Origin of the sequence: Pseudonocardia sp. DR1-2, from assembly GCF_023717215.1 — a bacterium.
GTDB classification, from domain to species: Bacteria; Actinomycetota; Actinomycetes; order Mycobacteriales; family Pseudonocardiaceae; genus Pseudonocardia; species Pseudonocardia alni.
Window position 1 is genome coordinate 1 of sequence record NZ_JAMQOF010000003.1, and the last position, 25,660, is coordinate 25,660.

Annotated in this window: 23 protein-coding genes, 1 tRNA gene and 1 pseudogene; 4 read left to right on the forward strand and 21 right to left on the reverse strand. The window is 73.1% G+C overall.

Going from position 1 to position 25,660, the window contains the following annotated elements; genetic code table 11:
• From mobF to ND486_RS09060, 11 genes are all read right to left on the reverse strand, one after another.
• A partial coding sequence (mobF, locus tag ND486_RS09010) for a MobF family relaxase (RefSeq protein ID WP_251783739.1) occupies positions 1-999 on the reverse strand: 999 nt, incomplete at its 3' end.
• 211 nt (positions 1,000-1,210) lie between these two features.
• Positions 1,211-2,089, reverse strand: coding sequence for a hypothetical protein (locus ND486_RS09015; RefSeq protein ID WP_251783741.1), 879 nt, complete (start codon positions 2,087-2,089; stop codon positions 1,211-1,213).
• Complete coding sequence (locus tag ND486_RS09020; protein WP_251783743.1) at positions 2,086-2,769, reverse strand: hypothetical protein; 684 nt, start codon at positions 2,767-2,769, stop codon at positions 2,086-2,088. The genes ND486_RS09015 and ND486_RS09020 overlap by 4 nt, the downstream gene beginning before the upstream one ends.
• A complete protein-coding gene (locus ND486_RS09025) occupies positions 2,766-3,656 on the reverse strand; it encodes a hypothetical protein (RefSeq protein WP_251783745.1) in 891 nt (296 codons plus the stop codon). Before ND486_RS09025 ends, ND486_RS09020 begins: the two co-directional genes overlap by 4 nt.
• Positions 3,653-5,593 carry a type IV secretory system conjugative DNA transfer family protein gene (locus tag ND486_RS09030; RefSeq protein ID WP_251783746.1) on the reverse strand — a complete coding sequence of 647 codons (1,941 nt, stop codon included), beginning with the start codon at positions 5,591-5,593 and terminating at the stop codon, positions 3,653-3,655. Before ND486_RS09030 ends, ND486_RS09025 begins: the two co-directional genes overlap by 4 nt.
• A gap of 2 nt (positions 5,594-5,595) precedes the next feature.
• Positions 5,596-6,135: a hypothetical protein gene (locus ND486_RS09035; protein WP_251783748.1), complete on the reverse strand. Its 540-nt coding sequence runs from the start codon at positions 6,133-6,135 to the stop codon at positions 5,596-5,598.
• Positions 6,135-6,587, reverse strand: coding sequence for a WhiB family transcriptional regulator (locus tag ND486_RS28960; protein ID WP_285898490.1), 453 nt, complete (start codon positions 6,585-6,587; stop codon positions 6,135-6,137). Before ND486_RS28960 ends, ND486_RS09035 begins: the two co-directional genes overlap by 1 nt.
• Positions 6,588-6,688: 101 nt before the next feature.
• Entirely contained in the window at positions 6,689-7,042 is a 354-nt protein-coding gene (locus tag ND486_RS09045; RefSeq protein ID WP_251783750.1) for a hypothetical protein, read from the reverse strand.
• Complete coding sequence (locus tag ND486_RS09050) at positions 7,039-7,233, reverse strand: hypothetical protein (protein ID WP_251783751.1); 195 nt, start codon at positions 7,231-7,233, stop codon at positions 7,039-7,041. Before ND486_RS09050 ends, ND486_RS09045 begins: the two co-directional genes overlap by 4 nt.
• Positions 7,230-7,475, reverse strand: coding sequence for a hypothetical protein (locus ND486_RS09055; RefSeq protein WP_251783753.1), 246 nt, complete (start codon positions 7,473-7,475; stop codon positions 7,230-7,232). The genes ND486_RS09050 and ND486_RS09055 overlap by 4 nt, the downstream gene beginning before the upstream one ends.
• Complete coding sequence (locus tag ND486_RS09060) at positions 7,475-7,732, reverse strand: helix-turn-helix domain-containing protein (protein WP_075333733.1); 258 nt, start codon at positions 7,730-7,732, stop codon at positions 7,475-7,477. The genes ND486_RS09055 and ND486_RS09060 overlap by 1 nt, the downstream gene beginning before the upstream one ends.
• A 175-nt stretch (positions 7,733-7,907) precedes the next feature.
• Between ND486_RS09060 and ND486_RS09065 the strand changes: the two genes are divergently transcribed.
• Positions 7,908-8,264, forward strand: coding sequence for an XRE family transcriptional regulator (locus ND486_RS09065; protein ID WP_251783754.1), 357 nt, complete (start codon positions 7,908-7,910; stop codon positions 8,262-8,264).
• Positions 8,265-8,468: 204 nt separating this feature from the next.
• On the forward strand, positions 8,469-9,839 hold the full coding sequence (locus tag ND486_RS09070) for a hypothetical protein (protein ID WP_251783756.1): 1,371 nt from the start codon (positions 8,469-8,471) through the stop codon (positions 9,837-9,839).
• On the opposite strand, the gene cutA is transcribed toward ND486_RS09070, so the two are convergent.
• From cutA to ND486_RS09090, 4 genes are all read right to left on the reverse strand, one after another.
• Positions 9,795-10,115 (reverse strand): divalent-cation tolerance protein CutA, encoded by a 321-nt coding sequence (gene cutA / locus ND486_RS09075; RefSeq protein ID WP_251783759.1) that lies wholly within the window; start codon positions 10,113-10,115, stop codon positions 9,795-9,797. The genes ND486_RS09070 and cutA overlap by 45 nt on opposite strands.
• A 57-nt stretch (positions 10,116-10,172) precedes the next feature.
• Positions 10,173-11,108 carry an SGNH/GDSL hydrolase family protein gene (locus tag ND486_RS09080; protein ID WP_251783761.1) on the reverse strand — a complete coding sequence of 312 codons (936 nt, stop codon included), beginning with the start codon at positions 11,106-11,108 and terminating at the stop codon, positions 10,173-10,175.
• Between the two features lie 620 nt (positions 11,109-11,728).
• Positions 11,729-13,549 (reverse strand): tyrosine-type recombinase/integrase, encoded by a 1,821-nt coding sequence (locus tag ND486_RS09085; RefSeq protein WP_251783763.1) that lies wholly within the window; start codon positions 13,547-13,549, stop codon positions 11,729-11,731.
• A 91-nt stretch (positions 13,550-13,640) separates the two neighbouring features.
• Positions 13,641-13,714, reverse strand: a tRNA-Gly gene (locus tag ND486_RS09090).
• A 120-nt stretch (positions 13,715-13,834) separates the two neighbouring features.
• On the opposite strand from ND486_RS09090, the gene ND486_RS09095 reads away from it, so the two are divergent.
• Together ND486_RS09095 and ND486_RS28965 are read left to right on the forward strand one after the other, a co-directional pair.
• Positions 13,835-14,404 carry a sigma-70 family RNA polymerase sigma factor gene (locus ND486_RS09095; RefSeq protein WP_208824968.1) on the forward strand — a complete coding sequence of 190 codons (570 nt, stop codon included), beginning with the start codon at positions 13,835-13,837 and terminating at the stop codon, positions 14,402-14,404.
• Complete coding sequence (locus ND486_RS28965) at positions 14,401-15,069, forward strand: zf-HC2 domain-containing protein (protein WP_308215828.1); 669 nt, start codon at positions 14,401-14,403, stop codon at positions 15,067-15,069. The genes ND486_RS09095 and ND486_RS28965 overlap by 4 nt, the downstream gene beginning before the upstream one ends.
• Here the strand turns inward: ND486_RS28965 and ND486_RS09100 are convergent.
• The 6 genes and pseudogenes from ND486_RS09100 to ND486_RS09125 all read right to left on the reverse strand — a co-directional run bounded on the left by ND486_RS09100 (position 15,062) and on the right by ND486_RS09125 (position 25,578).
• On the reverse strand, positions 15,062-16,228 hold the full coding sequence (locus ND486_RS09100; protein ID WP_251783765.1) for a putative peptidoglycan glycosyltransferase FtsW: 1,167 nt from the start codon (positions 16,226-16,228) through the stop codon (positions 15,062-15,064). The genes ND486_RS28965 and ND486_RS09100 overlap by 8 nt on opposite strands.
• 67 nt (positions 16,229-16,295) lie before the next feature.
• A complete protein-coding gene (locus ND486_RS09105) occupies positions 16,296-16,904 on the reverse strand; it encodes a sortase domain-bontaining protein (RefSeq protein ID WP_251783767.1) in 609 nt (202 codons plus the stop codon).
• A gap of 193 nt (positions 16,905-17,097) precedes the next feature.
• A pseudogene (locus ND486_RS09110) lies at positions 17,098-17,592 on the reverse strand (CHRD domain-containing protein); the annotation flags it as partial.
• Between the two features lie 73 nt (positions 17,593-17,665).
• Positions 17,666-18,544, reverse strand: a complete 879-nt coding sequence (locus tag ND486_RS09115; RefSeq protein ID WP_251783771.1) for a hypothetical protein — start codon at positions 18,542-18,544, stop codon at positions 17,666-17,668.
• Between the two features lie 15 nt (positions 18,545-18,559).
• Positions 18,560-20,290: a sulfite reductase flavoprotein subunit alpha gene (locus ND486_RS09120; RefSeq protein ID WP_251783773.1), complete on the reverse strand. Its 1,731-nt coding sequence runs from the start codon at positions 20,288-20,290 to the stop codon at positions 18,560-18,562.
• Positions 20,287-25,578, reverse strand: coding sequence for a glutamate synthase-related protein (locus ND486_RS09125; RefSeq protein ID WP_251783775.1), 5,292 nt, complete (start codon positions 25,576-25,578; stop codon positions 20,287-20,289). Before ND486_RS09125 ends, ND486_RS09120 begins: the two co-directional genes overlap by 4 nt.
• Between the last annotated feature and the right edge of the window lie 82 nt (positions 25,579-25,660).

Consider the following 25,660-nt stretch of genomic DNA (forward strand, 5'->3'; position numbering starts at 1 on the left):
CGAGTTCGGGGCCCGCCCGTAGCGGGCCTCGAACAGCTCGAACAGCTCCGCGGTCTTCGCGGTGACCGCGCGGCGGCGCTGGGAGAACAGTGCGAGGGTCTCCTCGGCGATCCCGACGACCTCGCGGGACTTGCCGTCCGGGCGGGTCGCGAGCAGCATCCCGAGGCTGTGGGTGATCCGCTCCTCGCATGTCCGCTCCGCGACCGCGGCGGCGGCCGGGCGCCACCGGTAGAGGCTGCGCCCGTCCAGGGTCCGCCACACCCCGTCGGGGCCCTCGACGCGGTTGAGGATCGTGTCGTGGATGTGCAGCTGCGGGTCCCGGTCGCGGGAGTCGTGCTGGAAGAACGACGCGACGACGAAGTTGTGCGCATCGACCCAACGCCCGGCGTCGCCGCCGTGGTGCCCGACCCGGGAGTAGCCGGCCTTGTCCTGCAGGTAGGCGAGCGCGGCGTTGTTGCCCGCCCAGATCGCGTCCTCGACGGCCTGGCGGAACTCGCCCCACGCCGCCGCGGTCGTCTCGTCGCCGGCGTTGCGGGCGGCGACCTCGCGGGCCTCGAAAGCGGTGTGCAGCAGCGTCACCGACTTCTGCACGCTGAACGTGACGTCGAGGAACGCGACGTTGTGCCGGGCCGACTTCCCGGCCTCGGTACGCAGCTCGGCCCGGCGTTCCGCCGAGGCGTCCGGTTCGCGTTCCAGCGCGGCGGCGTAGATCTCGTCCTCGGACAGGTACTTGCGTCCCGTGTGTCCCAGTGTCCCGACCTCGTCCCATCGGGACGGGTCGTGGAACCCCTCGTCCCGCGGGTCGAGGAACCGTTCGTAGACCGCGCGCATGTCCTGGGCCTCGACCAGCCCGCGCAGCCCCAGCTTCTCCGCCCCGGCACCCCACCAGCGCCCCGGCGGCTCCCCCTCGGCGACCGCGCCGGTGTAGTAGTTCTCCCGCCCGGCCGCGACCTCCTTCAACAGGTACTCCGGGCTGTAGCCCGAGGCGATGCTCAGCACCCCGACCACCTCGACACGACCTTGCGACGGGTCCCGTCGAGATCGACAGCGCACGGGGTCCGGCGTGGCCGGCCGGAGGCCGGCCCGCACCCTCGGATCGTGATGCATCGGTGTGCTGCTTTTGATCTTGGGCTCTTGTTGCTCTGTTCGGGGTAGTCGCTCTCGGTTCTGGCGTTCTGCTCGGTCGCGGTGGTCTTCTCGCTGCCGGTGCTCATCGGGTGGTCCTGTTCTGGGGCTCGTCGGGGACGAGGTGCAGGCCGCTCGCGGCATGCGGTGGGGTGTCGCGGAGCTGCTGGAGTGCTCGGGCGGCGGTGCCCCGGCCGACGTCGGCCAGATCCTGCAACTCGCGCACCGTGGGGAGGGCGCCGTGGCGCTGGCGGTGGGTCTGGGCGGTGGTGCGGGCGCGCTCCTGCGCGCCCGCACCCGGCATGCCCGTCCCACCTGCCGCCGGGATTTCCGGCTGGGCCGCATGGTGGGACACCGGCCGCGGCAGCGGGGCGGAGATGACCGGTCCGTCCAGCGCAGGCGGGACATCTGTCCCGGGTCCCACCGGATCTGTGTGTTCCACCGGTGTCCGGTCGGGCGGCGGGACGGTGATGGTCGCCCGGACCCGCGATCCGGACGCGCCGTCGAGCTTCGGCCGACCACTGTCGGCCACGGGCTGGTCGATGCGGGTCTCGGCGAGGAGGTAGAGCAGGTGAGCGACGACAGCAGCGGCGATCGCCGGCCACGCCCCGACCCCGAACCGCAGCGCCGCGTTCACGGTCAGCTCCCCGCCCGCGGTGACGGTGTCGGAAGCGAGGTAGACCGCCTGCGCCAACCCGGACAGCCCGGCCGAGGCGATCACGACCGACCAGGCGTAGCGGGCCGCGGACCCGGACAGACGGGCCGTGGCGGTGTAGGCGACCAGTGCGAGGCCGTCGGTGATCAGCGGGTAGATCCAGGCGATCCCAGCCGGGACCCGCGCGGCGAGCGCGACCTCGAACAGGCCGTGCGCCGTCGCGACCGCGGCCCCGATCGCGACAGCCAGGCCCGGCAGCCAGATCGCGGCCCGACCCGCCCGGCCGCCCCGGATTCCGGGCGCGGTCATCCGAGCGCACCGCCGATCGGACCGGACCCCGCAGCGGCGGTGGTCCCCGGCTCGGGTGGTGCCTGCTCGCGCCCGTCCGCCCACCACGCGGTGATCAGCGACGCGTGCTGCTCCCCCGGCACCGTCGGCGGAGCGCCGGGCGGGGCACCCCACCCGGGTCGGGTCTGGTGCCTCTCGATCGAGCACGACCCGACGGACTTGCGGAGCCGGTTGACCACCCCGGGACGCTGGCGGTCGTGCCAGTCCCCCGCGAGCTGCACCGATGCGTCCGGGCCCTGGTAGGCGGCGCACCAGGCGTGCATGAGCCACAGCAGTTCCTCGACGACGTCGGTGTGCCAGGCCCAGCACTCCGGCACGACCGCGGCACCGTCGGGGTAGCGCAGGAACACCAGACGTAGCCACCCGGTCAGCTCGTCGAGCAGCGTCGCGACCTTCTCCGGCTCGGTCGGGGCGAGCAGCCACGACGGGGCCGGGGTCGGCCGCCGTCGCGCGGCGACCGTCGCGAGGGTCTGGCTCAGCTCCGCGACGACCTGGGTCAACTCGTCGATCCGTCCGTTGACGGGACCGAGCGCGTCGAGCCTGCGGTTCAGGTCGTCGACCTGCCGGGCCAGCCCGGCGACGGCGACACCGGTCGGACCTTCCGCCTTCGACGGGGTGGCGGGGTGCGGGGGCGTGTTCATCGGCCCCACTCCGTCGCGTGGTCGTCGGCCCGCGGGGCGGACGACGGGATGTCGTGGGGCGCCAGGTCCTCGGCCAGCGCCTCGGCCTGCGTCGCACGGACCAGGTCCGAGACCCGCCGCATCTCCGTATCGGTCAGCGGTCGGATCCCGCCCTCCACGGCCGGGTCCGGGGTGAACCACAGGCCGCCCACGAACGACCCCGGGCCCTCGTCGAGCACCCGTTCCCGGTCGCCTCGCTCGCCGGTCTCCATCTCGACGCGGGCATCCTGCGCGGCCCGGTCGCGGTCGTCCTTCGGGTCCACCCGGTCCGCCTCGCTCTGGTCAGCGGGACCATCGTCGGCAGCCCGGTCGTTCGAGTGCTCGTCGAGCGCAGCGACCTCGGCCGTCGCCTCCGTGGCGGCCTGGCGGGCGTCATGGACCGCGCACGCTTCGCGGTGCGAGCGCTCCCGCCCCTCCCGAGCGACCGTCACCAACCGCGGCTGCGGGTCACACGCCGTGGTGTTGGTCAGCTCGTCCAGCCCGACCTGATGGGCGCGGTAGCCCCACATCTCGGCATCGGAGTGCAGCCCGAACAGCCGGGTCCGGTCGGTGATCGCCGACGTCCCCCGCGCCTCGCGCAGCGCCGCAACCGCGGCAGCATCGGCCCGAGCGCGGGCCTGTGCAACGGTCTCCCCGCCCGCGAAGTCGACCCACCCGAACCGGGCCCGGGCGTCGTCGAGGTCGAACTCATCCATCCGCCACCCCGACGACGGCCGGCCATGCACACCGGTCGCGTCCCATAGGTAGGACGCGACGACCTGTTCCGCGTCCGCCCGGCCGCCAGGGAGGTCGGCGGCGAGCCGGTCGGCGGCCTGGGCCGGGGTCCACATCTCGTAGCGCTCGCTCATCGGGTCCACCGCCCGTCACCCGCGCCATCGGCCGGGCCGGGCGGACGACCGCCCTCACCGTCCGGGCCCGGTTCGAGCAGCGCCGTCGCCTCGACGGCCTGGTCGTGCTCGCCGCTCCGGCGGATCGCGCGGAGCTCCGCGAACATCCGGTTCGACGACCGCGCCCGCTCCGCCGCCTCGCCGAACCGCCCCGGCCAACGGCCGGCGAGCACGGTGAGGGCGTGTTCGAGCTGGAGATCCGTCCACGTCCGGACCGCCTCGCCGCGGCAGTGCCAGCGGGTCTCCGCCTCGATCCGCGCCAGCAGCCGCGCGCGACGCCGGACGTCGCGCCGCTTCCACGCCATCTGAGCGCGCCCGATCACCGGGGCGATCCCGCGCCGGATTACCACCACCCGCCCCGCAGGCAGGTTCGCGATCTGCGCCGGCGCCAGCACCGGCACCTTGCGCACCGACCGGGACGCGACGCGGCGGTGGTCATCGGTCGTGGTGACCCGCTCGTCCCGCTCCCCCGCGAGGGTGGACCATAACTCCAGATCGGCCTTGTCCCTGGTCCCACCGAAGATCATGACCGCGGCGGTGTTGTTGAGGATCGTGGCGGCCTTGTGCTCGCCCCACCGGGCGAGGAGCTGGGCGCGAGACTGGAACGCGCACAGGATCGTGACCCCGCGCCCGCCCATGTCCGCGGTCCAGGACTCCAGGGGGACCGGGGAGATCAGGGCGGCCTCGTCGAGAAACAGCCCCAGCGGCGGGTCGAGGCGACCCGCGGGCTGGCCTGCGGCCAGACGTCGGGACTCGCGGGCGATGTGCCCCGTGAGAGCGCAAACCAGGGGTGCGGTCTGGGACTCCTCGGCGCCGAGCAGGAACACCGTCGCCCGCTCGTCCAGGAGCCGCGCGACGTCGAACCCATCCCCCGGCTCCGCCGCCGCAGCCGCCGCAGGATGGGTCAGCCAGCCCAGGGCGGGCATCACCGAGGAGGTGATCGAGGAACGGGTGCGTTCGTTCGTGGTGAGGAACTGCATGACGTCCTGCTCGAACGCCGTCACCCCGGACCGGCGCAAAAGGGCCGGGACCTCCCGGCCGGCGGTGTCCGGGTCGGCGACCCACCCCAGGACATCGGCCATCCGCTTGTGCCCGAGCGCGGCGGCGTGCAGCAGCGCGGCGAGAACGCGGCGGGCCTGACCGTCCCAGAACTCGCGGTCCCCGCCGGATCCGGAGGCGACGGCGGCGAGCATGTCCGTGGCCCGCTCCGTGGCGGTGACGGGGTCGGTGCAGCCGGTCAGCGGATCGAACGTGATCGTGCTGGCCCGGGAGCCGAGGCCGGCGGGGTTGAACACGAACACCTCCCCGCGGGTCTGGCGGCGCAGCGGCCCGCAGAGGTCGAGCAGGTCGGTGCGGGTCGAGGTGACCAGGGCGGCGCCGGGGGCGTCGAGGACTCGTCCGGCGAGCCATCCGGTCTTGCCGGTGCGGGGGCCGCCGACGACGATCACGACGTCCTCGACCAACGCCCATACCCGCAACACACCGGTGCGGCACAGCTCGACGGCGGCCTCGCTAGTGGCGAGCCGGGCCCGCTGCCAGCCCGGCAGGGCGGCCAGGGACGGGCGCACGGTGCCGGTGCGGCGGCGGACGGCGAGGGTTCCGGCGTGGCGGACGATGTCCAGCGACGATGCCACCCCGACCTTCCGGCGGGACCGCGCCGCCCACCGGGACACCGTGGCCGAGGAGCGCGACCAGCGGTGCCACACGATCACCCCCGCCAGGCCAACCACGGCGACGAGCGCGGGCCAGGACAGGGCGGTGACGATCGTCGCCGCCGGGAGCAGCGCGACCAGCGCGAGGCCGGCGGCCAGCGCGCGGGCGCCGCGCGCCCAGGCGAGCAGGGCGCCCGCGGCGAGAATAGCGAGGACGAGGCTGATGGAGCTGAAAAGGATGCTCATCGTCAGTCGTCCCATCCGGTGCGGGCGGTCCACGCGGCGATGTCCGCGCGGTGACGCGCGCACCCGTCGGTGTGGCCGGACTCGATGTCGTCGGGGTGCGAGCCGCACGGGCCGTGGTCGGTGACCACCGCCTCGCAGCTCGGGCAGCGCCAGTACGCCGACGGCGTCCGCCACGACCGCACCCCCTGCGGCTCCGAGTCCGGGACCCGGCCGCAGACCAGCCAGTCGAACGCCTGCTCCCCCACCGCCCGGTACTCCCCCGACGGCAGATCCAGCGCGGCACCGATCTCGTCCCACGACCGGCCCGCCGCCCGGGCGGCGCGGGCGTACTCGTAGAGCTGCCCCTCGGCGACGGTGCGCATCAGCAGCGCCGCGCGGATCCCGGCGAACGGGTCGTCGAGACGGCGGTCGGTGAACACCGTGAACCCGGGGATCGGGACCTCGGTTTCGGTCGAGCCGAACGCCTCGACCGCGATCCGCCGCAGCAGCTCACGGATCCGGCCGGACGCCGTGGTCGTCGGGGAGACGTCGAACGGGGCCATCACCGACCACCACCCGCGACGACGGCGCCGGCGGCAGCCCAGCGGTCAACAGTCCGACGGGTCACGCCGAGGGCACGGGCGATGTCGTCCCGGTCGACGCCCGCGGCGAGGGCGGCGCGGCCGGCGGAGATGACCGGCGCCCGGTCGGTGCGCAGCACCGGCGCGGACGCGACGGCGGGGCGCAGCTCGGCGCGACGGGCCCGGCGGGTCGTCGCCCGGCGGGCGCGGCGGCGCTCGTACTCGGTCAGCCCACCGGCGACGCCGTGCGGGAGGTCGTCGATCGCCCAGTCCCGGCACGCGGTCTGCACGGGGCAGCGGCGGCAGACCCGCTTGGCGCGGGCCACCTGTCGGTCGTACGCGGTGCCGCTCTCCGCCGTCGGGAAGAACGTGTCGGGGTCCACCGACCGGCACGCCGCGCGGGCGCGCCACCGGTCGTCGTCTCGCTCTACCATCGTTGCCTCTCCTGCCTTCTGCTGATGTGCGGTGAGAGCGGCCCGGCGGCTGTGTCCCGCCAAGAACCCGTCGCCGGGCCGTCCCAGGTGGTGTGCTCGTGTCATGGCCGCGCTCCGCTCGGCCGGACTCGGCGGGGAGCCGGGAACAGGCCGGCCGCGGAGTCCTCGGCGGCGCGGCGCTCGTCGTCGCTGGGCGTCTCGGCGCGGACCCGGATGCCCGGCACTTCTCCGGCCAGCTGCGCCAGCCAGGACGGCAGCGGCCGGTTCTCCAGCAGCGACAGCGCGACCACGTGCGACGGGCACCCCGGCCGGGTCGGGCTCACCGCCCACCGGCACGTCGGGCACCGGCCCGCGCTCCGCGCGCTGTGGTCGACGAGGACCTGCAACCGGATCGTCCGATCGGTGACCTCGGCGAGCCGCGGGTCGAGATCGGCCAGCCGCAACGCTCCGATCACCGGAGCACCTCGACCGGCTCGGGCACCCGGCCTCGGCCGTCCGGGCACAGCACCGACCCGTCGCGGTGCGAGAACGCTGGCGGACGCCCGGCCCGGTCGGGCCATCCCGTCGGCGGCTCCCCCGCCACCGGGCGCCCGCAGCCCGGGCAGACCAGCGCGGACAGCTCGACCCGCTCGGCCGCGGCCGTCACCCCACACCGCCCTCGGTCGCGGCGTGCTCGGCCGGGGTCCGGTTCAGCGCGGGCGTCGCCGCCTGGTCGAACGCCGACATGAACGTCGCGACCGCTCCCGGTACGCCCTGCCCGACCGGCGTCGCCACGAACACCACCGCCGCGACCACCGTGAACAGCGCCGCTCCCGCGGCCGACCGCGCCTTCGCGCAGATGAACGCGCCCGCGACCAGGACCAGCAACACCACACCGACGCCGCCCATCAGACGGCGCTCCCACGCTGCACCGGCGCCCACCCGGACGTGTCGACGACCGTCTGCTCGGCCACCGCCAGGTCGGCGATCGCCTCGATCGCCTTCGCCGGGATGATCAGCCGCCCCCGGACCTTCACGGCCGGGAACTCCCCCGCCGCGATCGCCCGGTAGACCGTCATCGTCGACATCCCGAACATCGCCGCGACCTGCGCGACGCTGTAGAACCGCGGCGCCGCCGCCACGGCCACCGGCTCCTGCTTGCTCATCGACTGCCCCTTCCTCTCGATCCGCTGTGCGCTAACAATAGCACCAATATTAGCTGCTAATAATAGTCTCATCGTGTGGCTGGGCAGGTCGTCGCACCTGGACGAGCCTGCGGCCGCTAGCCTCAGCACCGAAATCAGCAGGTCCGTACCTACTGAGGCACCGAGGAAGGTCTGCGTGGCCAAGGACTGGGACGCCGTCGCCGAGGCGATCAAGACGCGTCTGGCCGAGCTCGACATGACCCAGGCCGAACTCGCGACCCGCGCGGGCGTCGCCCTGATGACCGTCCGCGAGCTGCAGCACAACCTCACGCCCCGCCGACGCAGCCCGCGCACCCTCGCCGCCGTCTCCGAAGCCCTCGGCTGGTCCGGCGACCACATCGCCCGAATCCTCGACGGCGACCAGGTCGACGACCCCGACGCCGACGACCCCGTCCTCGCCGAGCTGGACGCACTCAGGGCGGACGTGAGCGCTCTCGTTCGACGGATCGACGCCATCGAGCGTCGGCTAGGTCCCGACGCCGGCGGCGCCTGAGCAACTCGATCCGTTCGGCCATCTCGCGGGTCAGCTCGCGCAGTTCCGCGAACTCGGCCCGGGGCTCCCGTGGCTGTGGTGCACTGCTGTTCATGCCGTCGACGATGGTGATTCGCGGCGGAACAAAGCAGGTCAGAACCCTGGTAGCGCAGGGCATTCGCCCGGCAGACTGGGTTCGGCGAGCGATCGGGGGTGGCCGCCGGCGTGGATCAGGACAGCAGCGACGAGCCCTGGGGCCACCAGCTCCGGCGCTGGCGCGACGAGGTGCAGCGCTGGTCCCAGCAGGACCTCGTCGACCAGGTCGTGCGCCTGGCCTACACGACGAACGAGGAGCGCGGCACCAAGCTCGACGTCCGCCTCGTCGGCCGCTGGGAGACCGGAGCCGTGCAGCGACCCCAGGCCGTCTACCGACGCCTGCTCGACCAGCTCGGCGCCCCGGCCCCGTCCACCCGGCGTGCGCCCGCCGTCACCCGGCCGGTCGCGGGAATGCCGGGTGGATGCCCTGCTCCTGCCGAACCGATCTCCGTAGCGTCGACGCCGTCCGATCGGGACTCCGACGCCTGGGACGGTGACAGTTCAGTGCTGCGACGCGACTTCCTGCGAGCCAGCGGCTCGCTCGCGCTCTCCGGCCTCCTCGGGAGCGTGCTCGGCGACACCAGCTCGAACGCCGCGACGATCGACGTCGCCACCGACCTGTCGAACCGGCTCACCAGCCTGCGGCGCCTCGACGACACCCTCGGCGGCGCCGACACCTACCGCCTCTACAACGCCGAGGCCGAACTCTCCGCGCGCATCCTCCAGGGCGGCACCGCCCGCGACGTCGTGCAGCGCGCCCTCCTGGCCGTGCACGCCGAGCAGTCGCAGCAGGCCGGATGGGCCGCGTTCGACGCCGGATGGCACGACCTGGCCCGCGAGCACTTCCGCCGCAGCCACGCCGCCGCCCTCGAATCCGGCGACCCCGGCCTGGCCGGGAACGCCCTCGCCTTCCACGCCTACCAGCTCATCGCCCTCGGCAAGCCCGCCCGGACGATCTCGGAGAAGTCGGTCCAGGCCGCCGCCCAGGACGGCGTCGACCCCGGCGTCCGCGCTCTGCTCTACTCCCGCGCCGCGTGGACCTTCGCCCTCGACGGCGACGCCGACACCACCGCCCGCTGCCTCGGGCTCGCCGAGGAGGCCCACGCCGCCGCCGGAGCCCGTACCCCGGACTACGCCGCGTGGATCGACGCCGACGAGCTAGCCATCATGACGGGCCGCTGCTGGTCCGAACTCCGCCGGCCGCTCCGCGCCGTCCCCATCCTGGAGAGCGCGCTCGGCCGCTACAGCGACGCGCACGCCCGCGACAAGGCGCTCTACTCCTCCTGGCTCGCGCAGAGCTACGCCGACGCCGGAGAGGTCGAGCAGGCCGCCGAGACGATCACGGCCAGCCTGCGGGTGATGGGGAACGTCGCCTCGGTGCGACCGCGCCAGCGGCTCGCCGAGGTCGCCGGGCGGCTCGGGCAGCACCACGGCGACGTCCCCGCCGTGCGGGAGCTACTTCGCGGTGACGCGCTCCACCCACTCGACGTACGCCGCTGACGCCCGCGCGATCTGCACCGCCGTCACCTCGGGGTTCTGCCACTCGTGGTGCTCGATGAGGTGCGCCTCCAACTCGTCGTAGCGGGCCGCGGTGGTCTTGAACGCGACCACCCACTCCTCCCCCTCGCCAAACTCATCCGCGTGCCAGAACACGGAGCTGACCGGGCCGGCGATCTGGCCACCAGCCGCGAGTCCAGCAGAGATCGCCGACCGAGAGAGCCGGACTGCGGCGTCGCGCGTTGGGGCCGCCGTGGAGACAGTGAGGATTTCGCCCATACGTCGAGAGCCTAGGCTGGCCAGCCAATCGGACGAGAGAGTGGCAGGGGCCAGCTATCAGGCGTGCTCCACGATCCGCGGCCCAGTCGGCGGGCACTCGTCCCAGCAACGGAGGATCGCCTCTGCGACCTTCTCATGGTATTCACTCTTCGGGTGAAAACTCTGATTCTTATCGGACTCGATCAATCGGTTCATCCAGCGATCCTGCGAGCACAGGTCATGATCGCCAAACGCCGTCATAAACCGACTCGTGTCGATAAACGAGACGCCCGCGTAGGCCGACTCCCTTGCGAGGATCCAGTTGAGCGGGTCCGCCACCCCGCTGTTAAGCCAGTTCATCGTCGGACGGTCAATTCCGCCCTCGATTCCAGCACCACTGCGACACTGCGCGGGTGGGTTGTCCCGAAAGGGACGAGGGTACCCGACGACGAGAATCTTTCCTCCGGGCTTCAGGTTCGGCCGGACCTGATCGATTAGATCACTAAGCCGCAGCGAAACCACCGTCAGTCGCTTCTCGACGATCGGCGTCCACTTATTGCGACAGAAGTCGTACTTCGCAACCAGGCGACTCGGGGCGCTGTTGCCGATCCGTTCCTCGACGAAACCCTCACCCACACAGTCCCGTACAATATCGGCGAACCCAAGATCGTTGCCGCCGAAGCCGATTGTTACCAGGTCCGCTTGACCGAGCCGGCGAAAGTCGTCAAACGACCATGATTGCGGGTCCTCACCCTTGAACGATTGATAGTAGGCCGAACTCGTCGCTCCGGAGCAGGCACGGAAGGACACGCCCCAATTTGTGTCGCGGGCGTCGAGGTCGGCCCACACACGCGGCGCGTACGCCTCACGGGACCGATGACAACCATTCTCGCCGGTGTCGCCGAGCCAGCCGTCGGTTGACGCGACAGTCGCGAGCTTCCACCAGCGATCGCCGAGCAAGCCGACGTCGACCGGGGCACCCTCACCCGAGCTGAATGAGTCGCCGAGCGCCACATAGTGCAACGGACCGGGATGCGCGTCCGGACCGAGTTCTCCAGTGGGGGGAGCCGCCACGGCGGTCCCAACACCCAAGCAGGCGGCAAGGAACGTCGTCGCCGCTAGGAGCGTGAGAAACCGACGTAGAGCAGTCATTGCGTGCCCCTTGGGTTAGGTCGTATCGATCGAGCTTCAGAGAAGCCCTCGACTTGAGCGGACGCCGTGTTACCGACTGCCCATCCACGACCGCTTCGTCCAGCACCTCCTGCTGCTCCGTCTTGAGTCAGGACAACTCGTCGGCAACCTCTTGGTGCGACACCCACGAGCTGCAGCTCACTCCCGCGAACAGCGATGGCTACTACGCGAACTCGCCCGGCAGCCGCCCGCGCACGCGACTCAGCAAGCATCTACCCGGCCGGCCGACCGGTCGAGCTATCCTTGGTACCCGAATTGCAACCTAGGGGACAGGCTGCAACATCAAGTCGATCCCAACAGAAAAAAGGGCTCGACTCCACGTTCTGAACGCTCACACATATTGGAAGGTAGTCCGGCTTTGTCGATAAGTTGATCTACAACTCTGTACACAATAGCGACTGACGGGTATAGGCCCAGTTTATCAATAGGCAAGAAACCGCCAGTCACCATCGAAGCGAGACGACTTCACCACCCCTCAGTGGCCTAATCTCCAACTCATACTCCCCTATCCAGGACTCCCCCGAATCTGTCCCGCATGGGTCCTCAATTCTAGCGATACTAATGAGATGCCGACGAAAGCCACTAGAGTCACCAAGGGAGCCATCGATAACTCGAGCTGTAGATCTTAGGCCGTTTGGTCCTCGCAAGACCGCCACCCAGCGATTCTCCTCAATAGCGATGCCCTGCTGGAGTCCTTCTTGAGCCACAGTAGTTGAAGGATTAATGTTGGCCCGATCGCAGTACGCACTAAGATCAAGGAGACCCACCGCGGTCACGGTCGGGCGATTGCGGACAGACGCCACGATTCCTCGATCCTTGAGCAGTCGAACGGACCGCCGCGCTGTGGACAGCGAAACCCCGCCCTCCACCGCGAGCTGGTCCACTGGCGGGAGGGAGTCTCCGACCGCGAGTTCACCCGCCGCGATCTTCGTGATAAGTGCATGAGCCAGGTGCTCGTATGGATGCACTGAGACCCGAACCGCTCGCTGCGCTTCCTCGGCTCGGCTGGGACGCTCAGGCATCCGCGCACTGAGCCCCGTAGCGGCCCGCTGGTCTGCCTCGGACACCCACGCCGTGTAGGTCTTCAACGTCGTGGTCCCGCCGTCCCCGTGCCCCAACCGTCCCGCGACCGTCCGCGGGTCGACCCCGCCGACGATCAGCTCTGTCGCCGAGTAGTGCCGGAGCTTGTGGAACGTGGTCACGATCCCGAGCTTCTTCGCCATCCGGTCGTAGCGCTGGGTCACGCTGTCCGGCGTCGGGAACGTCGCGCCGTCGGCCGCGGTGCTGAACACGAACGCGTCCGGCGCCAGCTCGATCCCGAGCATCTCCGCGCGCTTCACCGCCCGGGTGCGCAGGTCTGTAAGCACCGCGACCGTCTCGGCGTCGAGGGCGATTCGGCGCTGCTGGTGGGTCTTGAGGTCGCCCTCGACCCAGCCGTCGTCGCTCTTTCGGATCCCGCTCTGCAACCAGAGCGTCTCGCGGCCCTCCTCGAAGTTGAGCCACGTCCAGCGGACGGCGCACAGCTCGCCCCGGCGGGCGCCGGTCGTCATCGCCGTCCAGATCAGGGCGCCCCAGTCCGGGTCGTCCCACGCCTTGTTGAGGAGCTGCGCGGCCTGCTCGGCGCTCGGCGGCCGCGGGTTCGACTTCGGGGCCGGCGGCGGCTCGGCCTGGGCGAGCGGGTTCACCGCGACCCAGCGCCAGCGCACGGCGCGCTTGTAGGCACCGGAGAGGATGAAGTGGATGTGCCGGATCGTCGTCGCCGACAGCGGCTTGCAGCGGTGCGGCCGGCACCGGCCGTCGCACTCGTGGTCCCGGCGGGTCCGATGGTCGACGAGCCCGGACCCGGAGCAGTGGATCCGGCAGCGGCGCAGCTCGGCGTAGAAGGAGTCCAGGATCTCGGGGTCCAGGCGGCCGATGTTGATCCGCCCGAGCAGCGGGGAGATGTGGTTCTTCACGTGCCCGCGGTACATCTGCAGAGTGTTCGGCGCCCCGGCGAACTGGTCGAGGTGGCGCCGCACCAGCTCGTCGACCGTGGCGTTCGTCCGCGGGTTCCGGCGCTCCTCGACCTGCGCGAGCAGCCGGGCCCGCACGGCCTCGGCCTCGCGCTGCGCCTTCTTCCCGGGCTGGACCAGCTCGGTGAGGTAGTGCCGGCGCCCGGACACCGGGTCGATCCCGGCGTAGACCCGGACGCGGATGGTGCCGCTCGGAAGCGTAGTGATGCTGCCCCGGGCGCGAGCCGTGCTCGCGGGCTGTCGACCTGCCATGCAGTCAACGCTAGGACCGACTCGCACCACGTTTGATGCACTAAGTCTGTCTCAAGATCAGAGCTGATCAGCGTTTCCGCTGGTCAGGTGGTGGAGCGGGCGACGGGAATCGAACCCGCGTAGCCAGTTTGGAAGACTGGGGCTCTACCATTGAGCTACGCCCGCATGCCCCGATCTCGTCGATCAGGACCCCCGCAGCGTATCCCACTCCGACCCCGTGAACACCCCCGCCCCCGGGTGCGTACACAACGAGGACAGGGACGTTCAGGAGGTTCGCAGACACCGATGAAAGCGCCCCACCGCAGGCTGCGCTCCGTCGACGCGCGCCCCGCCGAACCCGGGCTCGACTCCGAGCCGGGGCTCCGCGCCGCGTACACCGCGCACGGAGCCGAGCTCTACCGCTATGCCCTGCGCCAGCTCGGCGACGACGGCGCGGCCCAGGAGTCGGTGCAGGAGGTCTTCCTGCGCGCCTGGCGTCGCGCCGACTCCTATGATCCGTCGGTCGCGAGCCTGCGGGTGTGGCTGTTCGCCATCGCGCGCAACGTGGTCATCGACGAGATCCGCCGGGTGAGCGTGCGACCCTGGCGTCGTCAGCTCACCGACGAGCCCGAGACCGGGAACGACTCCATCGGCCCCGCCGACGACGCCCTCGTCGACGGCTGGCTGGTCGAGGAGGCGTTGCGGCGGCTCCGGCCCGAGCACCGGCAGGCGATCGTCGAGGCGTACCTGCGGGGGCGTCCACACGCCGAGATCGCCGCGGAGGCGGGGGTGCCCGTGGGGACGATCCGCAGCCGGGTCTTCTACGGGTTGAAGGCGTTGCGACTGGCGATGGACGAGATGGGGGTGGAACCGTGACTCCGGACGAGCACCGGGCGATGCGGGAGTCGTTGGGTGACCACGCGATGGGCCGGCTGGAGGGCGACGAGCTGGCGACCCTCGAGGCCCATCTGCAGGGCTGCCCGGCGTGCCGCGAGGAGCTGGCCGAGGTCGCGAGTGTGCTGCCCGCACTGGGCCGGGTCGCCCCCGACCGGCTCGACCACACTCCCGCTCCCCCACCGGATCTGGGCGACCGGATCGTGGCGGCGGCGCGGGCCGAGCGCCCGGCGTCGGCCGCGGTCCGGGCACGGAACCGGTGGGCCCCGGTCGCGGCGGCGGCCGCGGCCGCGCTGCTCGTCGGCGGCGTCGCCGGGTACCTGGTCGGCGACCACGACGGGATCCCCCGCGAGCCGGTCGCGGTCCAGGCGATGGATCCCGCGGTGCAGGCCACGGCGGTCGCGATCCCGCACACCTGGGGCGTGGAGATCGTGCTGGACGGCGACGGGTTCCGCTCCGGTGCGACCTACCGCGTCGTCGTCGAGGCCGAGGACGGGCGTGAGGTGAGCGCGGGCGAGTTCATCGGCACGGGCACCGCCCCGATGGTGTGCAACCTCAACTCCTCGGTGCTGCGGGCCGACGCGGAGGAGTTCCGGGTCGTCGACGTCGCCGGGTCCACGGTGCTGCGCGGCAGCCTGGCTACCTGACGCGGCGGGCGGCGTTGGCGACCAGCCCGAGCAGGAACAGGGTGCTGACCAGCGCCGTCCCGCCCGCCGACACCAGCGGCAGCTGCTGACCCGTCACCGGGAGCAGACCGACGACGTAGCCGACGTTCATCACGGCCTGCACGACCACCCAGGTCGCGGTCGCCGCCGTCACCAGCCGCAGGAACGTGTCCCGGGTGCGGGCGGCGACGCGCAGCCCGACCCAGGCGAGCAGCAGGTACAGCGCCAGCACGGCGAGCCCGCCGACCAGCCCGAGCTCCTCACCGATGACGGCGAAGATGAAGTCGTTCGCGGCGTTGGGCAGGTAGTCCCACTTCGCGCGCCCCTGGCCGAGCCCGGTGCCGAGCAGGCCGCCGTCGGCGAGGGACAGCAGCGCCTGGCGGGACTGGTAGCCGGCGCCGAGCTCGTCGCCGGCGCCCAGGAAGGTGCTGATCCGGTCGCGGCGGTAGTCCGCGGTGAGCCCCAGGACGGCGACGCCGAGCAGCGCCCCGCCGGACAGGCCCGCGAGCAACACCAGCGGCGCACCGGCGAAGAACAGCAGCGACAGCACGATGACGCCGAGCGCGACGGTCGTGCTGAGCGCGGGCTGCAGCATGAGCAGCGCCCCGGCCAGCAGCGCGACCGGGACCAGCGGGAGGACGGCGTAGCGGCCGTGGCGCACGGCGCGACCGCGCAGCGCGAGCACGTGCGCACCCCACAGCAGCAGCACGACCTTGGCCGCCTCGCCCGGCTGCACGGTGAACCCGGCGACCGAGATCCACCGGCGGGCACCGCCGCGGACCTCGCCGATCCCCGGGACCAGCACGAGCACCAGCGCGGCGAGACAGCCGAACAGCAGCCACGGCGTCCACCGGCGCAGCCGGACCGGTGACACCCACATCCCGAGCGCGAACGCGCCGACCCCGAGCAGCAGGAAGATCAGGTGACGGGCGAAGACGGTGAGCACCATCCCGTCGGCGACGGTCCGCCCGCCCGCCGACGCGGACAGCACCATCACGACGCCGACCGCCAGCAGCGTGCCGGTCGCACCGAGCAGCAGGTGCAGGGGTGGGACGCGGCGCAGCCGGGCGAGCCGCGACGCCCGGGGGCGTCCGGCGGTGGCGCCCGTCGGGCGCGGGTCGCGCTGTCGCGGCACCGTCACCCGATCAGTGTGGTCCCGGACCGGGCGTCCGGGGCGGAACCGGACGTCTCGGCGCGTCGGGCAACGGTCACAGCGCCCGGGCGTGCACGACCATGTTGTCGAGGTAGCTGAGCGCCCCCCGGTCGAAGTCGCCCGCACAGGTGACCAGGCGCAGCTGTTCCGGTGACGCACCGCCGAACACGGCGAAGGTCGGGAACGCGTCCTTGGGCATCTGCTCGGTCCGCTCGACGGCGTACCGGTCGACGGAGCCGTCCTCGCGGCCGACCTCGATCACGTCGCCCGGGACGAGTTCCCGCAGGTCGATGAACACCGCGGGCCCGTCGCGCGAGTCGACGTGCCCGAGCAGGACGGTCGGGGCGGGCGCGGTGCCGCGGTCGAACCAGCCGACGCGGTCGTAGTCCTGCGGGACCTCGGCGGTGCCGTCGTCGGCGATGCCGAGCCGCAGCAGTTCCGGCTCGTCCACCCCGATCGCCGGGATGCGCAGCGAGACGGGCACTCCGGCCGCGGCCGGGACCGCGGCGGGCGGCGCGCCGGCCGGCGGTGCCGCGGGCGCGGGAACGGTCGGAGCGGCAGCAGGCGGTGCCGCGCACCCCACGAGCAGGAACACCAGCGCGACGACGCCCGGGAGCAGCAGGGCTCCCGGGCGCCGGTCACGCGTCTGGTCAGCTCTGCGCACGGCCCCGGCGGGCCATCAGCACGCCCGCTCCGGCCGCGGCGGCCAGACCGGCGGCGCCGACCGCGTAGAGCGCGGTCGAGTCGGAGGAGGAGCCACCGGCGCCGGTCTCGACGCCGCCCATCGGGACGGCGGCGAGCTGGCCGCGCACCGTGCCGGCCGCGAAGTCGGCGGTGTGGGTGTCACCGGTGAAGCCGGTCGGGTTCGCCTCGATCTGCTTCAGCGAGAAGCCGGTCGCGGTGTCCTGGCCGTTGTCGCCCTCGAGCCCGGTGGTGAACGGGCCCTGCATGCAGCCCGAGGAGGTGCGGACGTCGCCGTCACCCTCGGGGTTCGGGAACGCCAGGCGCGGCGGGCCGGGCTGCCCGACGGCGGCCTCGTGGATGTGCGTCGCGGTCTTGGCCGGGCTCTGGTACTCGCCGGTCACACCGCGCAGGGTGATGTCGTAGCAGATGATCTCGTCGTCGGAGTTGATCCGGAAGTTGAACTCACCGGTCGCGCCGGGCTCGCCCGGGACGGACTGCCCGTCGTTGTTGATGATGGTGTCCGGCGTGGCGCTCACGGTGTACATGCTGGTGAACGTGGAGGGCTCGGGGACCTCGGTCTCCTGGGCGAACGCGATGCCCGCGGTCGCGGCGAAGCCGAGTGCGGTGGCGGCGGTGACGGCGGCGAGACGGGGCAGGGTGCGACGCATCCCGGTGTCCTTTCTGACGGGTTCATCCTTGGTTGACCGTCTCTACGACCACCGGGTCGGCCGCGTTCACGACTCACCCGATCGGGTGCAGCAACACGTCCCGGACCATGCGTTCCCAGGCCGCGACGACTCCGGTCGACGGCAGTCCGAACTGGCCGAACAGGGCCAGGCAGCGACCGTCCGCGGCGGTCAGGAGCACCGTCGTCATCGGACCGTGCGGGCCGTGGGTGCGGACCGGGCGGACCGCGTCGACCTCGGCGGGGGCGAACGCGAACTGCACCGGTCCGGACACGACGCCGACGACGTCGCCGGTCTCGACGTGGTCGACCGACCCCGTCCCGATCTGGAGGCAGCCGCCGTTCGGCACCGCCAGCCCGGCCGGGACGCCGTGCTCGCAGAGCAGGCACAGCAGGTCCACGGCCCGGGCGACACCGCAGGGCGGGGTGGCCGGGACGAGCCCGTCGGGTACGCGGCCACCGCCGTCGGTGAGCGCGTCGAGCAGGCCGAGGTGGTCGAGCTCGTCGGGGGCGCCGGGCGCCGGGGCGGCGGGCGGGTCGTCGGCGCGCGGGGCGAGCCGGAGCACCTCGGTGACCAGTGGCGCGTCGGGTGACAGCAGGTGCGCGCGGTGCACGGCCGCGCCGTCGCCGTCGAACAGCCACAGGGCGGCGGGCTCGCGACGCCCGTCGTCGGCGCGGGTCGCGACGACCGAGGCGACCGCGGGGCAGGACAGGCGCAGGGTCACCGCGTCGGGCCGGACCGGGAACGCCTCGCCGGTGAAGCTCGGCTCGGCGTAGGTGCCGAGCTCGCTGATCAGGGCGTTGCCGTTCGCGGTGGTCGCCACGACCTCGTCGAGGAGCGGGAGGTGCCGCGCCAGCGTGCCGGCGTCGAGATCGAGCCGGTCGCCGACGAGGTGGGAGAGCAGGACGTCGAGATCGGTGTGGGGCAGGGTCACGGGACACGCTCCGGGTCAGTAGACGTCACGCAGGTACCGCTTCCCGCGCTTGAGATCGGCGACGAACTCGGCCGCGCCGTCCCCGCCCCCGGTGTGGGCGGCGAGGATCTCGTGCAGCGCGGCGTCGACGTCGCGGGCCATCCGGCTCGCGTCGCCGCACACGTAGAGGTGGGCGCCCCCGGCCAGCCACGCGTGCAGGCGGGCTCCGTGTTCGCGCATCCGGTCCTGGACGTAGACCTTCTCCGCCTGGTCCCGGGAGAACGCCAGGTCGAGGTGGGTGAGGAGGCCGTCGGAGGCCCAGCCGAGCAGCTCGGACCGGTAGAGGAAGTCGTGGTCGGAGCGGCGGTCGCCGAACAGCAGCCAGTTCCGGCCACGCGCCCCGCGCGCGGCGCGCTCCTGCAGGAACGCACGGAACGGGGCGACACCCGTCCCCGGCCCGATCATGATCATGTCGACGTCGTCGGCGGGCGGCCGGAACCCGGTGTTCGGCTGCAGCGAGACGACGGCGGTGTCCCCCACCGCGAGCCGGTCCGCGAGGTGGGTGGAGCAGACTCCGCCGACCGCGCGATCGGCGCACCGGTAGCGGACCGCGGCGACGGTCAGGTGCACCCGGTCCGGGAACAGCAACGGGCTCGACGAGATCGAGTACGCCCGGTGCTGGAGCGGGCGCAGCAGCCCGACGAGCTCCTCCGGGTCGAGCCGCACCTGCGCGGCGTGCAGCAGCCCCAGCAGGTCCCGGTCCCACAGGCAGGCCGCCCGGTCGTCGCGCAGGGCGGCGCGCAGCCCGGCGTCGGCGGCACGCTCGGCGAGCACGTCGAGCAGGTCCCGCGACGGGGTGACGATCTCGTGTGCGCTGGTCAGGAGCTCGCGCAGCGGACGGTCCCCGACGGGGGCGTCGCCGTCGTGACCGAGGTGCGCCAGGAACGCCTCGACGAGCGCGGGGTCGTTGGCGGGCACGACGGCGAGCGAGTCGCCCGCGGCGTAGGTCAGGCCGGTGCCGGTGAGGTCGAACTCGTGGTGGTGGATCTCCTTGTCCGAGGCGGGACCGGACAGCCGCACCCGGTGCGCGAGCACCGCGGGCACCGGAGCCGGGCGGTCGCGGCGGCGGACCGGCTCCGGCTCGGGTGCGGGCTCCGGCGCGACGGTCGCGGCCGGAGCGGCGGCCAGCACGGCGACGATCTCGGGGAACCACTGCGCGGAGGCGTCCTCCCACATCACGTCGCAGTCGCGGCGCTCCAGGATCCGGGTCGCCCCCAGCTCGGCGAGGCGGGTGTCGAGCAGCCGCCCGGCCGCGCAGAAGTCCTCGTAGGACTCGTCGCCCAGCGCGCACACCGCGAACGACGTCGCGTCCAGGCGCGGCGCGTCGTCGGCGGTGATCATCTTCCGGAAGAGGTCGGCGTTGTCGGGCATCTCGCCGTCGCCGTAGGTGGAGCAGACGACGACCACCCTGCTCATCGTGGCGAGGGCGTCGGCGCCGACGGCGTCGAGCTCGTGCAGCTCCCACGGCACCCCCGCCTCGGTGAGGCGCTCGGTGAGCAGGTCGGCGACGTACTCGGCGTTGCCGGTCTCGGTGCCGTACAGCACGTGCACCGGGGTCATCCCGGTCTCCTTCCGGACGGGCGCGGCGGCAGCGCTGCGGGCGCCCGCCAGGTAGCCGGACAGCCAGATCCGCTGCTCGGCGGTGAACGGCGCGTCCGGCGAGATCGCCAGGCTGCTCAGCTCGGTCGGGGGCGGCGGCGCGGTCACGGGGCGCCCACCAGGTCCGGTGCGGCGCGGGCCGCGAACAGCTCCTCGACGCCCGGGATGCGGCCGAGCCGCGCGGTGTTGGCGGCGTCCTGGGCGAGGATCCAGCCGTAGGTGCCGGGGCTGTCGGTGCCGTACACGTCGCGCTGCGCGAGGGAGCGCTTGAGGTCGCCGACGCGCTTGTCGGAGACCAGGACGGCGAGCTCGTCGTCGGTGTAGCCGGCCAGGGCGTCGCGGGCGTAGCGGACCAGCCGGGTGCGGACGGCGTGGTCCTCGGTGAGCAGCAGCGTGCGGGCGTCGACGCCGCGGCGGGCGGCGACCTCCTCGGCGACGGTCTGCACGGTCAGGCCGTTGAGCAGGACGAACATCTCCTCCCCGGCGTCGCCGTCGGGTACCGCCCCGGACGCGACGGGGACGCCGTCGCGCTGGGCGAGCTTGTGCCGGCGCAGCTGGTGCGCGGCGAGGGCGGCGGCGAGCTCGTTGACGAGCTCGCGGCGGCTGCGGGCGGCGAGGATCTCCCCGGCGTCCTGGTAGAGCCGCAGCGCCCGCGGGGTCGCGACGAGCAGGTGCGCGCGTTCGCGGTCCCAGTGCTCGAGCAGCCGGGCGGCGAGCGGCGAGCCGGTGGCCTCGGCGTGCCACTCCAGCAGCAGCCGGACGGCGGGCACGTGGAACCCCGAGACCGGTGCGACGTCGACCGAGTCGGTCGAGAACCCGACCGTCCCGGCCGGGTCGTACTGGTAGAGGAACCCGCCGGACATGCCGTTGCCGAGGCCGGACCCGGCGGCGCCGAGGTTCAGCACGGCCCCGCCGGTCATGTACTCGCAGCCGAAGTCGCCGAGCCCCTCGACGACGGCGCTCGCACCGGAGTTCCGCACCGCGAACCGGTCCCCCGCCTCGCCGTGGACGAACAGCCGGCCACCGGTGGCCCCGAACAGCGCGAAGTTGCCGACGAGCACGTTGCTGCCGGGCCGGTCGTCGTGCACGGCGGCGGGTGAGCGGATCGCGATGGTGCCGCCGCAGGCGGACTTGCCGACGCCGTCGTTGGCGGTGCCGGTGTGGACGAGCCACATCCCGTCGTTGCAGAGCAGACCGAACGACTGCCCCGCCGCGCCGCGGGTGCGGATCCGCAGCCACTGCTGCGGCAGGAAGCGGCGGCCACGGTCGTCGACGAGTGCCGGCCCCGGGACGTGCTCGTGGTTCAGCATCCGCTCGACGTCGACGGCGAGGCGCCCGCCCACCGAGCGGTGCCGGTTGCCCAGCGCTCCCCCGTCGATGTCCACTCCGGACCCACCGCGGGTCAGGGCGGCGCGGACGGTCGCCGACCAGCGCTCGTCGTGGTCGTGGTCGGCGCCGACCCGCACCGGGTCGGCGACCTGCGGGGTCGTCACCCGGTGCAGCAGGCGGCGCAGGTCCAGGCGTCCGACCAGCGACGGGTGCCGCGCCAGATGCAGCAGGTCGGCGCGGCCGCGGGCCTCGCGCAGGCTCCGCAGCCCGAGCGAGGCGAGGATCTCGCGGACGTCGTGGGCGACGCCGAGCAGGTACTGGGCCAGCGCGCGGGGGTCGCCGTCGAACGCGTCGGCGTCGGTGGTGATCCCGGCCGGGCACTTCACGTTGCAGTTCTTCGCCATGACGCAGCGCAGCATCATCAGCGCGGTCGTCCCGAACTCGAAGCCGTCGGCGCCGAGCAGCGCGGAGACGACGACGTCGCCGCCGGTCTGGTGCGCCCCGGAGCACCGCAGCTCGACGGCGTCACGCAGGCCGTGCGCGGACAGCGCCTGGTGCACCTCGGCGACGCCCAGCTCGGCGGAGCGCCCGGCGAACTTCAGGCTGGTGACGTTCGCGGCGCCGGTGCCGCCGGTGTTGCCCGCGACGTTGATGACGTGCGCGCCGGCCTTCGCGACGCCGACGGCGATCGTCCCGATCCCCTCCGAGGACACCAGCTTGACCACCACCCTCACCCGCGCGGCGGTGGCGTCGTGGATGAGCTGGGCGAGGTCCTCGATGGAGTAGGTGTCGTGGTGCGGCGGCGGGGACACCAGCTCGACGCCGGGCGTCGCACCGCGGGCGGCGGCGATGTCGACGGTCACCTTGGCGCCGGGCAGCTGGCCGCCCTCGCCGGGCTTGGCGCCCTGCGCGATCTTGATCTCGACCTGTTCCAGCATCGGGTCGGCGAGGTAGCCCGCCCACACGCCGAAGCGGCCGGAGGCGAACTGCTTGACCCGGGAGCCGCGGATGGTGCCGAAGCGGCTGCGGGACTCGCCGCCCTCGCCGCAGTTGGACAGCCCGCCGACCATGTTGGTGCCGTGCGCGACGGCCTCGTGCGCGCCGGCGACGAGCGCGCCGTGGCTCATCGCACCCGAGGCGAGGGTGCGGGTGATCTCCGAGGCGGGCTGCACGTCGTCGAGAGCGACCGGGTCGGGGGCGGTGACCAGCAGGTCCAGCCAGTCCTCCGCCGTCCCGGCCGCGACCACCCGCAGGGTCCCGTGGTCGAGGCGTGCGACGGACGCGCCGAACCGCTCGGCCAGCCAGGACGCCAGCGGGGCGGCGTCGCCGTCGACGTGCAGCAGGTCGCCGTCGCGACGCAGGCCGCGTACGGCGATGCACGCGCTGCCCGCCGGGTCGATCCGGTCGAGGACCTCGGCGGGGCGGCCGTCGCGCAGGTCCGGCGGCCCCACCAGCACGTCGCGCAGCGCGGACGGGCGTCGCGCACGCTCGGCGGTGAGGGACCGGACGAGCTCGCGGTAGCCCGGCGTGGGCGCGGACGCGTCGATCTCGGCGGCGGTCAGCGCACCGAGTCCGGTGTGGACGTAGGCGTCGTCGTGCAGGCCGAGGGAGTCGGTGAGCGCGGAGAGTGGGAGCAGCCGCAGCTCCCGGTCGGCCGGGCCTGCGGTGAGGCCGGTCCGCTCGTCGACGAGGCCGGTGAACGCGGTGACGGCGGCGGCGCCGTAGGAGTGCCCGGCGCCGTCGGAGCGTTCCTTGAACAGGCCGAGCTGCGGCACGTCCTCGGGGCCGGTGACGGTCAGCGCGCGGGCGTGCCAGGCGCGCACCGAGCGCTCGATGTCGGCGAACCCCGCGCCGCCGACCGGGGCGTCGACCTCGGGGAGCCAGCGGGCGAGTACCGGGTCGCAGGTGTCGAGGTAGGCGGCCTCGAAGAACTCGCCGCCGACGTAGCTCTCCATCGTGCACAGCCCGATCCGGGCCATGGTCTTGAGCAGGGACTTCTCCGCGGCGGCACGGAAGCGGGCGAACGCCGCGCCGGGGTCGCCGGGATGCTGCTGCGCGGCACGCAGGTGCGCGGTGTGCGGGTGCACCGCCGAGCCCCCGAACCCGAGGACGACGGCGAGGTGGTGCGCCGAGCACACCTGCCCGGTGGCGACGACCAGCGACACCGCGGGACGCAGACCGGCCGCGACCAGCGCGCGGTTCACCGCGGCGACGGCGAGTACCGCGGGGACCGCGGCCCGGTCGCGGGCGACGGCGCGGTCGTCGAGGACGGCGATGCCACCGCCGTCGCGGGCGAAGGCGACGACCTCGGCGCACAGTCCCTCGACCGCGGCCTCCAGCGTGCCGGGCTCGTACAGCAGGGCGAACCGGCCGACCGGGACGACGTGCTGGGCGCCGATGCGGGCGAGGCCGTCGGCGTCGAGGACGGGTGAGTCGAGGACGATGCGGTGGAACGGGCCGTCGTGCACCGGGCGGGCGCCGAGCGCGACGCGCAGGGTCATGCCGTCGGCCTCGCGGATCGGGTCCAGCGGCGGGTTGGTGACCTGGGCGAAGCGCTGGGAGAAGTAGTGCGCGACGCCGCCCTCGCGGTCGCTCAGCGCGTTGATGGCGTTGCCATAGCCCATGGCGGAGACGCGTTCGGCCCCCGTGTCGAGCATCGGGTCGAGCAGGACGCGGAACGCCTCGGCGTCCAGGCCGTAGGCGACGTAGCGCTGGTGGACGGTGAGATCACCGCTCCCGGCGGACCCGGGGACCTCGGGGGCGGCCCCGTCGGGGGCGGGCGGCAGCGCGGCCGCCGGGGTGCGGGCCCCGGCCAGGAGGGCTTCGTAATCGGCGCGGGCGGTGAGCAGCTCCAGGGTCTGCGCGGTGTCGTAGCTGCGACGCTCGCGGGTGCTCCACCACAGCATCCCGCCGGCCTCGATGCGGCCGCGGCGCAGCACGTCGTCGTCGGGGAAGGCCCACTGGCCCGCCTCCGAGGAGACGGTCAGGTAGTCGGCGGTCTCGCAGGTCCGCAGTGGACGCAGGCCGAGCCGGTCGAGGCGGGCGCCGACGACCTCGCCGTCGGAGAAGACGAGCGCGGCCGGGCCGTCGTTGATCTCCTCGACCAGCGACCGGTACTCCAGCATCGCGCGCACCGGCGCGGGCAGCGTGCGGTCGTTCTCCCAGGCCGGGGGCATCGCGGCGACGACGGCCGCGACGAGGTCGAGCCCGTCGCCCGCCACGCGCGCGTGCAGGGTCTGGTCGAACCGCGCGCTGTCGGACTGCCCGGGCGGGCGCACGATCCGGCGGCCCCGGGCGCGGGCGAGGGCCTCGTCGGCGATCCGGTTCTTCCGGTCGGTGTTGAGCTCGCCGTTGTGCGCGAGGAGCCGGAAGGGCTGCGCCATCGACGGGTGCGGGTCGGTGTTGGTCGAGAAGCGGGTGTGGAAGTAGAGGCTGCGCACCCGGTGCTCGGGGTCGGTCAGGTCGGCGAAGTACGGCACGACCTCCCACGAGTTCAGCCGTCCCTTGAGGACCTGGGTGCGGGTGGACAGGCTGAGCGGGTAGAGGCCGGCGACGGCGTCATCGGTGTAGGCGACGGACTCGATGTCGAGCAGTGCGCCGTGCGCCAGGCGCTCCGGGTCCGCGACGTCCGGCACCTCGACGATCCACTGCCGCACCGGCAGCTGCTGTGCCACGGCCGCCGGGCGCAGCACCGACGGGTCGACCGGCACGTCGCGGACGGCCAGGACGGTGCAGCCGTGCGCGGTCAGGGTGAGTGTGACCAGCGCTGCGGCCGCCGCGGCGCGTCCGGGGTCGGCGGGGAGGAAGACGTTGGCGACGGCGAACCGCCCCGGCGTCAGCTTGCGGCCGGCGAGCCGGGAGAAGAACGGCACCGACAGGTCCACCGAGACGCCGCCGCCGTCACCGACACCCTCGGCGGACATCCCGCCGCGGTGCGGCACCGAGCAGAGGGCACGATGGGCGAGGGTGAGCACGTCGTGGGTCTGCACCCCGTCCTTGCGGACGATCAGCCCGACGCCGCAGCTCGCGTGGTCGGCGGCGGGGTCGTGCAGTCCGGACGGTGCCACGTGGCGCTCCTCCTTCACTAAGGTAAGGCTTACCTTAGGAAGACGGGAGCGGAGGGAGCAACGCCCGGTCGCTGTAGCGCGG

Bases quoted from the DNA above. Each gene is read 5' to 3' on its own strand.
- ND486_RS09015 (WP_251783741.1), bottom strand. From the start codon at position 2,089: ATGACCGCGCCCGGAATCCGGGGCGGCCGGGCGGGTCGGGCCGCGATC.
- ND486_RS09020 (WP_251783743.1), bottom strand. From the start codon at position 2,769: ATGAACACGCCCCCGCACCCCGCCACCCCGTCGAAGGCGGAAGGTCCG.
- ND486_RS09025 (WP_251783745.1), bottom strand. From the start codon at position 3,656: ATGAGCGAGCGCTACGAGATGTGGACCCCGGCCCAGGCCGCCGACCGG.
- ND486_RS09030 (WP_251783746.1), bottom strand. From the start codon at position 5,593: ATGAGCATCCTTTTCAGCTCCATCAGCCTCGTCCTCGCTATTCTCGCC.
- ND486_RS09035 (WP_251783748.1), bottom strand. From the start codon at position 6,135: ATGGCCCCGTTCGACGTCTCCCCGACGACCACGGCGTCCGGCCGGATC.
- ND486_RS28960 (WP_285898490.1), bottom strand. From the start codon at position 6,587: ATGGTAGAGCGAGACGACGACCGGTGGCGCGCCCGCGCGGCGTGCCGG.
- ND486_RS09055 (WP_251783753.1), bottom strand. From the start codon at position 7,475: ATGGGCGGCGTCGGTGTGGTGTTGCTGGTCCTGGTCGCGGGCGCGTTC.
- ND486_RS09060 (WP_075333733.1), bottom strand. From the start codon at position 7,732: ATGAGCAAGCAGGAGCCGGTGGCCGTGGCGGCGGCGCCGCGGTTCTAC.
- cutA (WP_251783759.1), bottom strand. From the start codon at position 10,115: ATGGGCGAAATCCTCACTGTCTCCACGGCGGCCCCAACGCGCGACGCC.
- ND486_RS09085 (WP_251783763.1), bottom strand. From the start codon at position 13,549: ATGGCAGGTCGACAGCCCGCGAGCACGGCTCGCGCCCGGGGCAGCATC.
- ND486_RS09095 (WP_208824968.1), top strand. From the start codon at position 13,835: ATGAAAGCGCCCCACCGCAGGCTGCGCTCCGTCGACGCGCGCCCCGCC.